The organism is Microbacterium sp. LWO13-1.2, from assembly GCF_038397725.1.
Classification (GTDB): domain Bacteria; phylum Actinomycetota; class Actinomycetes; order Actinomycetales; family Microbacteriaceae; genus Microbacterium.
The window spans coordinates 629689-641789 of record NZ_CP151634.1 but is presented as its reverse complement, the minus strand read 5'-3'; the positions used below and the strand labels follow the sequence as shown (position 1 = coordinate 641789).

The window sequence follows — 12101 nt, the reverse complement described above, 5'->3', positions numbered from 1 at the left end:
GAGCCGGGAAATCAATCGTGAATGTGGCTTACTGTTATCGCAACCACGCGGGCGCCGAAGGTGCGAAGACGTCCTGTGGTCTCTGTGGAACGCCGACGGGACGCAGCGGGACGGCGCACCGGGGCCGTGAAAGGCCGAAGCACGGTGGGTCTCCGGGCCAAGACCCGCGCGGATGCCGGAACTCAGCGCTCCTGGCGGCGCACCATCTCGTTGATCCAGAGCGGGGCGAACGGAGATGTGCATCCGGGCGGAGTGGGGTAGTCGGCCAGTACCTGCAGGCGCTCACCGATCTCGAGCGCCCGGGCGCGGTGCTCCGGATGGTGGATGCCGATCTGGGCAAGGGACTCGTTCATCGACCACTGCAGGCGGGCAGGCGCGTCCTTCAGATCGCGTTCGATGAGGTCGAGCAGACGCTCGAGGTCGAGCCCTTCGGGTTTCTTGACGACGCGGTCGGTGGTGAGCGACCATGCGGCAGCGGCGACAGTCGGGTCGGCGTCCTCGAACCAGCGCCGTCGCAGCTCCTCGGCGAGCGGCGTCTTCTTCGCGACGTAGTTCACGAACCAGTCGTTCACCTTCGGGGCCGCCGTCTCGCGGAGCATCGCGTCGAGTTCGTCGGCGGTGAATTCGCGGGGCTTGCAGATCAGGAGGGCCAGCAGTCGGGCCGGGGTCTCACCGGTCGCCCACAACTCGTAGGCAAGCGGCTGATCGATCTTGACGCGCTTCGCGAGCGCACGCATCCTGCTGAGGTTGATGCCATGATCGTCGCCGCGCTTCTCGTTCGCGGCGCGCATCTTCGGGTCTTCGAGGGCGGCGAGTTCGGCGAGGGCCTTCGGCAGGGTCATTTCGGCCATGGGACCAGGGTAGGCCGGTTCGCAGAGCGCAAAGGGCTCGATCTGGGCCGCAGATGCAGCCCTTTGCGCTCTTTGAAGCGGATGGTCGGCCGGGCCGAAGGTGATGGTCGGCCGGGAACGCCTCAGGTGTAGAGGTCGATGGCCGGCTCCGGGCGGTGCACGCCGCGGGGGCGATAATCCAGGGATTCCGCCAGATCGCACAGGTCGGCGAGGTACCAGAGCGTGGCCAGCCACATCTCCGTCCCCTGTAGTCCCGGTCGGTGCGATGCCCGAGTCGGGCCGCTCGTCGGTGCATGGGCGAACGAGAATCCCCGCCCGTTGCGCCACTGGTCGATGACCATGCCGATCTGGCCCAGGGCCCAGGCCTCGATCTCGGTGCGGCGATACCCCGACTGGCGGCTGGTCAGCCAGAGCGGATGCGCCACGTCGAGCACGTTGCAGGCAGTGGTCCGGCCGGGACCGAAGTGACGGCGGTCTCCGGCGTGCTCGAGGACCGCATCGATGGCCCGGTCGGGATGTGGCACCGGGATGCCGAACTGTGCGAACGTGCCCCGGGTGGCCCGGTAATAACCATTGACCGGCTGCAGCATCCCGTCGGATTGCCGGGGGCGCGACCACATGCCCGTTTCGCGGTGCGCGTGTGTGACCAGCCAACCGATCAGCGCATCGAAGTGGGCCGTGGACCGGGTCGAGCGCTCGCCTTCGGCGAGGAAGTTGCGCAGCATCGCGGTGCCCAGGGCATCGACCGTGGCTCCGGCGCTCCACCCGTGATCGCGCCACGGCAGGGCGTTCAAGGAATCGATCAGGTCGGTCGTGCTCATCGTCTCGATCGCGCGGATCGGATGCTCGAATCGGGCGCCGAGCAGATCGAGCGCGTAGCCCTGGCTGAGCACGTGATAGTGCGTTTCGCCCAGCTCCCATCCGGTCGGAGCGGGGCCATGCAGACCGTCGCTCGCGAGCAGCGGGATGAGCCCGGTCAGCGGATCCTGGTTCTGCCGGAGGCGCTCGACGTGGTCGTGCGCGCTGAGCTGAGCGGGAGGTTCATCGCTCAGCAGGAAGGAGATCTCGACAGCATCCGCATGCGCCCGAAGAGTCGGCTGACCCGTCTGCGGGTCGAAGAAGCGACCGGTCGGGGTTCCGTCGGGAGCCAGCGCCTCGGGTTGCCAATAGTGGTCGAGCACCTGCTCGCGCTGATCTCGCGCCCGGGCCGAGAACTCGGCCAGGAGAGCAGCCGTCTCCGCGCGCGCTGCGCCCCGGGCGGGCTTCGTCTGGCGACGATCCCGGATGAACCGCGCCGGGTTGCCCGCGACGACGGCCCAATCCGCGACGTCCTTGGTCACCACGGATCCGGCACCGATCACGGCGTGACTCCCGATCGTCACACCGTCGACGATGACCGCATTGGAGCCGATCCAGACGTCGTCTCCGATCGTGATGCCGATCTCGGTTCCCGGCTGCTTGTGCACTGGCCGGTCAGGGGCCATCGAATGATTGAAGCCCAGGATCGAGGTGTGGGCGCCGATCCGCACGCCGTCACCGAGCGTCACGGTTCCGCGCACCACGGTGAAGGCGTTGACGGTGCAGTCCGCGCCGATGGCGATGCTGCCGGTGACATAGGCGTGGGCTGCGATATAGCTGCGGTCGCCGAGGCGGAACCGGGTGGGTTGCACCATGGCCAGCTCCGAGATGAAACATTCCGAGGCGATCGTGCCCTCGGCCGCGGCCAGGATCGCCGCCTGGCGCTCTGCCTGGCCGGCGCGCTGCTCGTCTGTCGCCTGAGACTGGAAGAGCCAGGCGTTGTAGTCGAGCAGCTTGGGGTCGTCGGTCATGGTCGTCGTCGACGCCGGGGAAGTCATGATCCTCATTGTGTGCGCGGCGGCGCCGGAGAGTCAACGACGAATGATCGCGGTAACAGCATCCGTCGACTGGCAGGCGGCGTCCGTCCATGACATCGTGGCGGGGGGAGGGTGAGCGCTCGCGCTCACAGTGAGGGGTGACGTCGTGAACAGGTTCTTCCAACGAACCGTCGGTCTGGCGGTGATCGTGATCGTGCTGCTCGCCGCCGGGCTGCTGTGGTGGGGGATCGCGGTGACCGATCCGCCCGTCCTCTGGGAGCCGGCGCAGCTGACCCTCGCCGGTGCGTGGAAGATCCTCTACAGCACCGAGCTGCCTCACCTCGGCGTGCTGGCCACTGCTGTCGGTATCGCCCTGCTGCTCGTGCTCTTCGTCGTGATCAGCGAACGGGTGGTCGCCGGCCGCTATCGCCGTGCCGACACCGAGGTGACCGGGCTCCCGCTCGCGCCGCGCGCGGTGATGGAACGCACCCGCGGGGTGTTCGCCGGCGATGTGACGGTGACGGTGCTGATCCCCGCGCACAACGAAGAGGCCTCGCTGCCGCTCACGCTCCGGTCGCTGCAGCAGCAGACGTCGCCCCCTGCCCGAGTCGTCGTGGTCGCCGACAACTGCACGGATCGCACCGTCGCCGTCGCCAGAGAGCACGGTGCCGAGGTCTTCGAGACCGTCGGGAACACGCACAAGAAGGGCGGCGCCCTCAATCAGGCGCTGCAGGATCTGCTGCCGGATCTGGGTGACAACGACACCGTGATGGTGATGGATGCCGACAGCCAGATCGGCGATGACTTCCTCGCCGAGGCGATGCGCCGCTTCAGCGACGATCGTGCCCTGATGGCTGTCGGGGGCCTCTTCGAAGGGGAGGAAGGCCACGGCCTCCTCGGTCAGTTCCAGCGCAACGAGTACACCCGCTACCAGCGCGAGATCCGCCGCCGGGATGGTCGCGTCTTCGTGCTCACCGGCACGGCATCCGTGTTCCGCTCGGCAGCGCTGCGCGCCGTCGCGGACGCCCGAGGCACAGAGTTGCCCGGCACTCACGGCGAGGTCTACGACACCTTCGCCCTCACCGAGGACAACGAGCTCACGATCGCGATCAAGTCGCTCGGCGGCCTCACCATCTCACCGACCGCCTGCTCGGTGGTGACCGAGCTAATGCCCAGTTGGCGGATGCTGTGGGCGCAGCGTCTGCGCTGGCAGCGCGGCGCCCTCGAGAACCTCGGAGCCTACGGAGTGACACCGCAGACCCTCCGCTACTGGGCGCAGCAGATCGGCATCGGCTACGGCGTGCTCGCGCTGTTCACGTACTTCGCGCTGATCATCCTGATGATCGTCGCGATGGACACATGGGTGTGGTTCCCGTTCTGGATCGGCATCGGAGTGCTCTTCTCGATCGAGCGCACCGTCACGGTCTGGCGCGGAGGGTGGCGGGCGAGGATCATCGCGATGCTCGTGTTCCCCGAGCTCGTGTACGACTGCTTCCTGAACCTCGCCTTCCTCCGGGGCGTGTTCGAGATCGCCTTCGGGCGAAGCGCCACCTGGAAGCACGTCGACCACGGAGCCGAGAAGGCGGTCGTCGCATGATCGCACCCGCCGGATTCCTGCTGCCGGAGTCGGTTCTGTATTCCGACTGGTTCGGCGTACTGGCGACGTTCGTCGCGATCAACACGGTGATCTACGTGGTGCTCGGCAGCATCAAGATCTTCCCGAAGGTGCGGCTGCGTCGCCACCGCGGCGCGAGCCGACGGTCAGAGACCCGGAGCATCCACCCCGACGCGCCGGTGTAGCTCGGCGAGCATCTCGGCGACGTCTTCGGCCGGGGTGGGGACCCCGAGATGGAAGCCCTGCGCGAGATCCGAGCCGAGAGCGCGCGCCCGTTCGACCTCGTCATCGTCGGAGACGCCTTCGACGAGGATCTTCGCGCCGCTTTCGCGCGCCGCGGCGAGCAGGCCTTCGAGCACGCCCCGCGCTGTGTCGTCGTCGGCGACCTGCCAGAACAGGGCGCGATCGATCTTGACGACGTCGGGGCGCAGCGTCGTGATCCTCGCCTCGTCGGCGCTGGCTGCACCGGCGTCATCGACGAGGAGTTGTCCGCCGAGACCGGTGACCCGCTCCCGCACGGCGGTGAGGCTCGCGGTGGTCGCCCCCTCATAGATCTCGAGTCCCCAGGGGCGCGCACAGGGTTCGAGGATCTCGGCCATCTCTGGCCGAAGGATGGTGGAGCCGGAGGCGTTGAGGGTGACGAACGCGTCAGAGGGCAAGGCGACCGCAGCGCTCACGGCGTTGCGGATCAGGTCGAGCTCCAGGTCCTCCCGGGAACCGGCGGCCTCTGCCCTGGCGAGGTGGGCGGGCGGCGGAGCGCCGTCTGCGAAGCGGGCGAGTGCTTCGAAACCGACGACGCGCCAGAGATGGAGGTCGACGATCGGCTGGAAAACGATCGTCATGCGCGTCGTGGCACCCTCGGCGTCGAGGCTGGCGTGGTTTGGCACGGTTCAGTGTAGCTCCGGACAGCGTCTTCACCGGAGGAGCGTCTAGCCTGGATGTCGGGACGGTGTCAGAACGCGCCGGGGGGAGTAGGAACATGGTCGTCCAGGACATCCGCGCTGCTGACGCGGAGGATCTCCGCTGGCTGCGGACGGGATGGTTGCGGCATGTGCGCGAGCGCACGTCGACCTATTCCGTGGTGACAGCCGCCATCGCCCTCTTGTTCGCCGCCCTGGGCGCTTTCGAGTTGTTCGAGAAAGATCTCACCCTGTTCGAGCAGGTGCTCTCGATCGGTATTCTCGGCATCTGTCTTGCTCTCGTCGTGATGGTCGCCTTCTTCGGGGTGGAACTCGCGCGTTGGACCGGAATCGCCCTCGTCGTCGCGCACGCGGTCGTCTCGGCCTATTACCTCGGGTTCTCCGACGAACGGCAGAACGCCATCGCCGCGCTGCAGGAGCTTCCGCTCATGGCGATGTACTTCTCGTGGTTCTACGGCGCCCGTATCGCGCGGCTCGGCGAACTCGCGATCCTTGCATTCGTCGGTGGCGCGATCGTCTACGGGCCGTACACGACAGCCGTCGAAGGGACCAATGCCCTGCTGGGGCCGGTGAATCTCTTCGGTGCGGCCCTGTTCACCTGGCTCTGCCTGGAAGCGGGGCTTTTCGTCCGCCACCGCATCCGGCTCGAATCGCACACCGACGAGCTCACCGGCGCGCTCAATCGTCGCGGCTTCGTGGCGAAATCCGGGATGGAGTTCCGGCGTGCCGCCCGTCATGATCGCCCGGTCAGCATCGCCGTCCTCGATCTCGACAAGTTCAAGTCGGTCAACGACGGGGCCGGGCATGCGGCAGGGGATTTCGTGCTCAAATCGCTCTCCGCGCAGTGGATGTCGCTCTCGCGCTCGTCCGACATCGTGGGCCGACTCGGCGGTGACGAGTTCGCGATGCTGCTGCCGGAGACGGACGCCGAAGAGGCCAGGTTGCTGATGCATCGGCTCCGCGAGTTCGCGACGCATCCGTGGTCGTGGGGAGTCGCGCAGATGAACCCCGGTGACACCGTCGACACCGCCCTGATCCGCGCCGATCAGGCGATGTACGACGACAAGCGCAACGACGCCGATCCGCTCCTCTGACGACAGGTCGCCGGCGTTCGCAGAGCGCAAACGGCTCCATTTCGGGCTGAGATCCAGCCGTTCGCGCTCTCTGAACTCGAGTTCAGTCCTCCCCGACGAGCTGCCCGCGGATGCGCCGGAGATCCTCCATCAGCGAGCCGACGAGAATCCAGTGCGCCGATGATGGTGGGCGGATGACGAGCGGCGCGGTCAGCGCGGGGATCGACGAGGTCAGAGTCTCGGGGTCGGGCGACACCTCGGCGATCTGCACGGCGAGGCGCACATCGTGCCCCGCGCGCCGCAGCTGTTCCGCGATCGCCGCGACGGCCGGCTCCTCGCCGAGCGCATCGTCGTAGTGATCGAAGTAGGCGCGCGTCATCCCGATCACCTGGGTGACGATCGGTGACATCTTCTCCAGAAGAGCGCGCATCTCCTGCAGGTCGGCGCGGTGCGTGGAGCGGCGCGGGTTCAGCGTCAGGGACTCCTCGCCGGCGGCGATGGATGCTTCGGCGGCATCCTTCATCGGCCGCAGCAGGCGCACCTCCAGCATCAGCTCCTGCAGAGCCGCCGACTTCTGCGGTTTCGGAAGCGCGTCGGCGAGGCGGTCGAGGCTTGCGGCGAGCTCGGCGCCGAGGAGCCCCAGGTCGCGCCGGGCGGGCGCGATGAGTACGGGCGGGACGATGAGCGCATTGACGACGATGCCGATGACGACGCCGATGAGCGTCTCCACGATGCGCGCGATGGCGTACTCCGGACTGGATGACCCCAGGGCGAGGACGAGCATCGCCGAGATCGCCACCTGGTTGCCGGTTCCAGGAGTCGCTCTGAGCACCCACGCGACGAGCATCGCGACGACGATCGCCAGGAGCACGATCCAGCTCGGGGATCCGAGGAGCAGACCGAGAGCGACGGCGATGACGACGCCGACGATGACACCGATGCTGCGCTCGAGCGCCTTCGACAGCGACTGGTTCACGCTCGGCTGCACGACCAGCAGCGCGGCGATCGCGGCGAAGACCGGAAGCTGCCCGGGAAACGCCCAGCCCGCCAGCAACCACGCGGCGATCGTCGCCGCGGCGGATTTCACGACCTGCAGCAGCGGGGCCCGCTTCGCAGCGCGGATCGTGGCAGGGAGGCGCATGCCGATAACGCTAGCCGTGCATGCTGCATCCCCCGGGATCGCTAGGGCGCGCCCGTCGTCTTTCGAAGAGGCCCCTTCGCGATGTCGTCGATGAGCCATTGCCCGTCGACCTTCGTCAGCGTGTACTCGCGCGGCTGGGCGAGCTGGGTTCCGGCTGCGACGTCGAGCTCATGAAGATATCCTTCCGATGCGCCGACGATCTGGAAGAGGGACTCGAATCCGACCGTCGCGTATTCGCGGTCGGCATCGATGCTCGATGGCATCCACGCGACCCCTGTCTGCTCGATCGTCAGATCGTTGTCGACGTACAGCGCGACGACGGCATCGTTGTATCCCTGTACGGAGAGCCTCTCGGCGAACGCGGGGGTGAAGTACGACGTCTCGGCCGCGACCGACGCGGTGGCGGTACCCGGCGACCGATTGTCGGATGCTCCGGAGTGGAGCGCGACGACCTTCTGCAACGCCTGCACGTCGGCATCCTCGAGGTCCAGTTGCTCCCCCGTCGATGCGATGGTCCACAGCGTGGCGTCGGGGTCGAATCGCGGGGTGGGACTCGCATCGGCCTGGGGGGATGCCGCCGGCGGCGTATCGGTGCACCCCGACAGTCCTGCGGCGCTGACCGAGGCGACCGCGAGGGCGATGGCGATCGAGACGAGTCTGCTCGAACGGATGCTCTTCATGATGTGCTCCTCACGGGAGGAGGGCCGTCAGCCCTCCTCCCGGTTCGCGGATCGTCAGTTGGCGGGTGCGGCGTTCAGCTGCCAGTGGGAGGACCACCACGTGCTGGGCACGCTGCCGAACTCGACTTTGCCGTTGCCGTTCTCGACGTGCAGGGCGCCGGACGCATTCTGGATGCGGACGTAGCCGCTGCCCGCAGACGGCGCCGACCACTCGGCCGCCGTTCCCGCCGTTGCGGCGGTGCCGTGACGCACGGTCGTGCCGTTCACGTAGAGGTACTGGTTCGTCCATCGGTTGCGGTACTTGATCGCACCTGATGCCGTCGTCTCCGGAACCCATTGCGCGCTCCAGTAGGTGCTGGGCACTTCACCGAACCGGACGAGGCCGTCGTTCGGCTCGACGTTGACGGCTCCTGCCCTGTGCCGGTTGTTGATGAGTTTCCAGGTGGGAGACACTGCCTCGGTGTACCCGGCGTTGTCCTTGTAGACGCGCAGGTAGTCGACTTCCCACTGCTTCGGCCACACGTCGTTCGGCTGGCCGGAGCCGGCGCCGGTGTAGATGTTCATGATGATGCCCATGGCCGTGTTCGGGGCGTCGTTGATCGTCTTCACCAGCTGGCCGTCGTAGTAGAACTTCAGCTCGGTGGGCGTCCAGTCCATCGAGTAGATGTGGAACTCGGTCGTGGGTGAGCCGGAGACCGGGACGTTGGACAGGTGCCACGAGCTCAGGAAGTTCGGGTCGCCCCAGCCGTAGGCCGCGATGCGCCAATTGGTCGGGGTGCTGAAGAACGTCTCGATGAAGTCGATCTCGGCCTGGCCGCCCGTCGTGTTGGTGCCGACGAGCCACACGGCCTGATGGCCGCCGCCGCCCGCGTTCGACTTCTTCGCCCTGACCTCGAAGTACCCGTACTTGGTCGAGTAGCCGTTGAACGTCGGAAGGTTGTTCCGGTTCACGGCACTGCCGTTGAACGGATGCCAGTTGTTCTGGTTGTACGTCTGAATCGCCGAAGACACGACGGTGCCGTCCTGGTCGGGGTTCCACGGCGGCTGATCCTGATCGACGCGGAGTTTGATGGTGCCGTTCGAGATCGTGTACCGCGCCGCTGTGTCGGCGATGTCGGAGGCCGGTACCCAGTGCGGGAGGTAATTGGGCAGCCACTTGTCGGTGTCCAGCGTCGTCCCGCTGAACTCTTCGCTGAAGTCCAGGGTGTAGCCCGGCTTGTCGACCGGATTCGGGGGCGTATCGGCGGCCCATGCCGGCGGGGCGGCGAGCACGAGGGCGCTCAGGGCGGTCGCGGCGACCGCAGCCGCCGCGAGTCTGCGGGGGAATGTTCGGCGGATCATCTTGCTCCTCAAGGATCGACTTTGATCGATAGATCGGAGGGTCGCGGGGGTGCGCCGGTCCGACGAGGACAATTAACCCGGACTCTTACGTAATTGTCAAGACGTGTGTGCGAAGAGCTGCTCGCGACCGGAGGCGCTGCTCACCGCGAGAGCTCCGAGGCACGGTGCCGCTGCCCCGAGAGTCGACGCGCGGAGCTCGGGGATGAACAGGGCGCGCTCCGAGAGCTCGACCCGCAGGGCGTCGGCGATCCGACCGGACCCTTCGGGGATGCTGCTGCTGACCACGACCGCATGGGGGTCTATCGCGAGCACGAGCGCGCCGAGGCCGTCGGCGATCCCGGCGGCGAACTCGGCCACGGCGTCATCGTTGCCGCCGGTGAACAGGGTCTCGATGCCTCCCGCGGCTCGAGCGGAAAGTCGTTCCTGAGCCTGCGGCCACGCCACGCGGCCGAGGGCGCCGATCTCGCCGGCTGCGCCGTGAGCGCCACGTGCGACCCGCCCGTCCACGACGGACGCGGCCGAGATCCGATTCCCGATACGCAGGACCACGGCGGTCTCGTCGGAGCCGATCGTGCCGTTCTCGATCTCTGCGAGCGCCGCGAGCTTGGTGTCGTTGTCGAAGAAGATCGTCGTCTGGGGATACGCCCGCCGGAGGTGCGCGTCGATGTCGATCGCGAGCCAATCGGGCACGACGGTCGTCTTCACCGGGTGGCCGTTGGCGTCGACGATGCCCGGGATTCCCACGGTGAGCGCGGCGAGATCGTCGGCTGACTTCCCCGCCTCCGCGAGCAATGCGCCCACGACGCCGAGGATCGCGGTCACCGCGTCTTCGCCGCCGGAGAGGTCCTGTTCGATGCGGCGGTGGGGAGCGCAGACCGTGCCGCGCAGATCACCGGCGATGCCGGCGATGCCGTGGGGGCCGATGTCGATCCCGATGACGATGCCGCGATCAGCGGCGAGCCGATATCCGCGTGCCGGACGGCCGGCACGGGTCGGTCGCAGCTGCTCGGCGCGGATCAGCTCGTTCTCGAGCATTCCGGAGAGAACGGCCTCGACGGTGGTGCGGGAGAGTCCTGTCGATGCGGCCAGGTGGGTGGCCGTCATCGGTTCGGTCGTGTCCCAGAGCGTGGTCAGCACGGCCTGGTCATTGAGGCGCCGCATTGCTGCGAGGTCGGTTCCGAGCGCGGGGGATGTCACGTCTCCTGACTATCACATCCGCGCGTCATGCGGCTTGACAGCCTGCAGGTGGTGACCTATCTTGGGGAATTACCACGGAGAGTTGCAAAATAAAGACTCCCCTCACCTGGAAAGCGACAATCACATGCAACGACGCACCCGACTCGTGCTCGCGCCCCTCGCGGCGAGCACGCTTCTCGGCATCGCTCTCACTGCCTGCGCTCCCGGCGCGACGACCAACGACAGCGCAGCCGACATCGAGGCCAGCACCGAGCTGACCACCGACGAGATCACCCTCACCCTGATGTCCACCCCCGAGTCCGGCGCAGCCACCGAGGCGACGATCGCGGCTTTCGAAGCCGAACACCCGAACATCGCCATCGAGTACTCGCAGACGAACTACGACGACTACAACCAGAGCGTCAACCTGAACCTGTCCGGCGATCAGTCCCCGGACATCGTGCTGCTCAACGCGGTCGCCAACACCGTCAAGAACAAACTCGTGCTGCCCCTCGACGACTACGCCGGCCTCTACGGATGGGACGACTTCTTCCCCGCCAACCAGCTCAACCAGTGGCGCGTGGCCGAGGACGGATCGACCCTCGGCGATGGCGGCGCTCTCGTCGCAGCGCCGGCGGGCTTCTCGCTCGTCGGCGTCTACTACAACAAGGCTCTCGCCGCACAGCTCGGCATCACGGCGCCGACGTCGCTGGCGGAACTCGAGGCCTCTCTGGAGAAGGCGAGCAGCGCTGGTGCGCTGCCCGTCCAGCTCGGCAATGCCGAGGGACATGCGGCCTTCATCGTCCAGCTCCTCGGGCAGGGTGAAGCGGGCGCCGACGACGCCAACGCCTGGGCCTTCGGTCACGAGGGGGAGACCTTCGACACGGCGGCCAACCGCACCGCCGCCGAGACGCTCGCCGCTTGGCAGAAGGCCGGGTACCTCGGCGATGCCACGACAGCCAACGGCACGGATCTGCAGGGTGCGGTGGACAACTTCATCGCGGGTAAGGGGCTGTTCCTCGTCGACGGCATCTGGGATGCGGGCAAGATCGGCGACGGGCTGGGTGAAAGTGCGGGCTTCCTGCCCTTCCCCGGCGCGAACGTCACCGGAATCGGCACGTCGGTCGCCTACGCCATCTCGGCGCAGAGCGAGCACCCGAATGAAGCGGCCGCGTTCCTCGACTTCCTGCGATCCTCAGAGGCGAGCGAGCAGCAGTTCGCTCAGGGGTTCATGCCGAACGACCCGACCGTCGCCGTCGCCGAGGAGGGGACCCTCCAGGGCGACATCGTCGCCTCCTGGGCGAAGGTCGCCGAGGCAGACGGACTGGTCGCGTTCAACAACAACGCCACGGCCACGATGAATGACACGCTGAAGGCGGGCACCCAGCAGCTCATCGCCGGGCAGCTCTCGGTGGACGACTTCCTGGCATCGATCCAGGATGACTGGGCGAAGGCGCACGCGGGCTGAC

General features: G+C 67.3%; 11 protein-coding genes. 4 read left to right on the top strand and 7 right to left on the bottom strand.

Annotated features, from left to right (window positions below; genetic code table 11):
* Positions 1-182: 182 nt before the first annotated feature.
* Together MRBLWO13_RS03040 and MRBLWO13_RS03035 are read right to left on the bottom strand one after the other, a co-directional pair.
* The gene (locus tag MRBLWO13_RS03040) at positions 183-851 is read right to left on the bottom strand and encodes a DNA alkylation repair protein (RefSeq protein WP_341976313.1); all 669 of its coding nucleotides are present in this window, start codon (positions 849-851) and stop codon (positions 183-185) included.
* 122 nt (positions 852-973) lie between these two features.
* On the bottom strand, positions 974-2707 hold the full coding sequence (locus MRBLWO13_RS03035; RefSeq protein WP_341976312.1) for an acyltransferase: 1734 nt from the start codon (positions 2705-2707) through the stop codon (positions 974-976).
* 145 nt (positions 2708-2852) lie between these two features.
* On the opposite strand from MRBLWO13_RS03035, the gene MRBLWO13_RS03030 reads away from it, so the two are divergent.
* Together MRBLWO13_RS03030 and MRBLWO13_RS03025 are read left to right on the top strand one after the other, a co-directional pair.
* Positions 2853-4283, top strand: a complete 1431-nt coding sequence (locus MRBLWO13_RS03030) for a glycosyltransferase family 2 protein (protein ID WP_341976311.1) — start codon at positions 2853-2855, stop codon at positions 4281-4283.
* Complete coding sequence (locus MRBLWO13_RS03025; RefSeq protein ID WP_341976310.1) at positions 4280-4486, top strand: hypothetical protein; 207 nt, start codon at positions 4280-4282, stop codon at positions 4484-4486. The genes MRBLWO13_RS03030 and MRBLWO13_RS03025 overlap by 4 nt, the downstream gene beginning before the upstream one ends.
* Here MRBLWO13_RS03025 and MRBLWO13_RS03020 read toward each other — a convergent pair.
* Entirely contained in the window at positions 4448-5188 is a 741-nt protein-coding gene (locus MRBLWO13_RS03020; protein WP_341976309.1) for an EAL domain-containing protein, read from the bottom strand. The genes MRBLWO13_RS03025 and MRBLWO13_RS03020 overlap by 39 nt on opposite strands.
* 92 nt (positions 5189-5280) lie before the next feature.
* On the opposite strand from MRBLWO13_RS03020, the gene MRBLWO13_RS03015 reads away from it, so the two are divergent.
* Positions 5281-6315 (top strand): GGDEF domain-containing protein, encoded by a 1035-nt coding sequence (locus tag MRBLWO13_RS03015; RefSeq protein WP_341976308.1) that lies wholly within the window; start codon positions 5281-5283, stop codon positions 6313-6315.
* 82 nt (positions 6316-6397) lie between these two features.
* Here the strand turns inward: MRBLWO13_RS03015 and MRBLWO13_RS03010 are convergent, their stop codons facing one another.
* The 4 genes from MRBLWO13_RS03010 to MRBLWO13_RS02995 all read right to left on the bottom strand — a co-directional run bounded on the left by MRBLWO13_RS03010 (position 6398) and on the right by MRBLWO13_RS02995 (position 10653).
* Positions 6398-7435 carry an FUSC family protein gene (locus tag MRBLWO13_RS03010; protein WP_341976307.1) on the bottom strand — a complete coding sequence of 346 codons (1038 nt, stop codon included), beginning with the start codon at positions 7433-7435 and terminating at the stop codon, positions 6398-6400.
* Between the two features lie 41 nt (positions 7436-7476).
* Positions 7477-8115, bottom strand: coding sequence for a hypothetical protein (locus MRBLWO13_RS03005; protein ID WP_341976306.1), 639 nt, complete (start codon positions 8113-8115; stop codon positions 7477-7479).
* Positions 8116-8169: 54 nt separating this feature from the next.
* The gene (locus MRBLWO13_RS03000) at positions 8170-9456 is read right to left on the bottom strand and encodes a glycoside hydrolase family 16 protein (RefSeq protein WP_341976305.1); all 1287 of its coding nucleotides are present in this window, start codon (positions 9454-9456) and stop codon (positions 8170-8172) included.
* Positions 9457-9552: 96 nt separating this feature from the next.
* Positions 9553-10653, bottom strand: coding sequence for an ROK family protein (locus tag MRBLWO13_RS02995; RefSeq protein WP_341976304.1), 1101 nt, complete (start codon positions 10651-10653; stop codon positions 9553-9555).
* A 124-nt stretch (positions 10654-10777) separates the two neighbouring features.
* Here MRBLWO13_RS02995 and MRBLWO13_RS02990 point away from each other — a divergent pair, with 124 nt between their 5' ends.
* Positions 10778-12100 (top strand): extracellular solute-binding protein, encoded by a 1323-nt coding sequence (locus MRBLWO13_RS02990; RefSeq protein WP_341976303.1) that lies wholly within the window; start codon positions 10778-10780, stop codon positions 12098-12100.
* The last annotated feature ends 1 nt before the right edge of the window (position 12101 follow it).

What these genes read in the sequence shown, in the direction of transcription:
- MRBLWO13_RS03040 (WP_341976313.1), bottom strand. Translation starts at nt 851, where the DNA reads ATGGCCGAAATGACCCTGCCGAAGGCCCTCGCCGAACTCGCCGCCCTC.
- MRBLWO13_RS03035 (WP_341976312.1), bottom strand. Translation starts at nt 2,707, where the DNA reads ATGACTTCCCCGGCGTCGACGACGACCATGACCGACGACCCCAAGCTG.
- MRBLWO13_RS03025 (WP_341976310.1), top strand. Translation starts at nt 4,280, where the DNA reads ATGATCGCACCCGCCGGATTCCTGCTGCCGGAGTCGGTTCTGTATTCC.
- MRBLWO13_RS03015 (WP_341976308.1), top strand. Translation starts at nt 5,281, where the DNA reads ATGGTCGTCCAGGACATCCGCGCTGCTGACGCGGAGGATCTCCGCTGG.
- MRBLWO13_RS03010 (WP_341976307.1), bottom strand. Translation starts at nt 7,435, where the DNA reads ATGCGCCTCCCTGCCACGATCCGCGCTGCGAAGCGGGCCCCGCTGCTG.
- MRBLWO13_RS03005 (WP_341976306.1), bottom strand. Translation starts at nt 8,115, where the DNA reads ATGAAGAGCATCCGTTCGAGCAGACTCGTCTCGATCGCCATCGCCCTC.
- MRBLWO13_RS03000 (WP_341976305.1), bottom strand. Translation starts at nt 9,456, where the DNA reads ATGATCCGCCGAACATTCCCCCGCAGACTCGCGGCGGCTGCGGTCGCC.
- MRBLWO13_RS02990 (WP_341976303.1), top strand. Translation starts at nt 10,778, where the DNA reads ATGCAACGACGCACCCGACTCGTGCTCGCGCCCCTCGCGGCGAGCACG.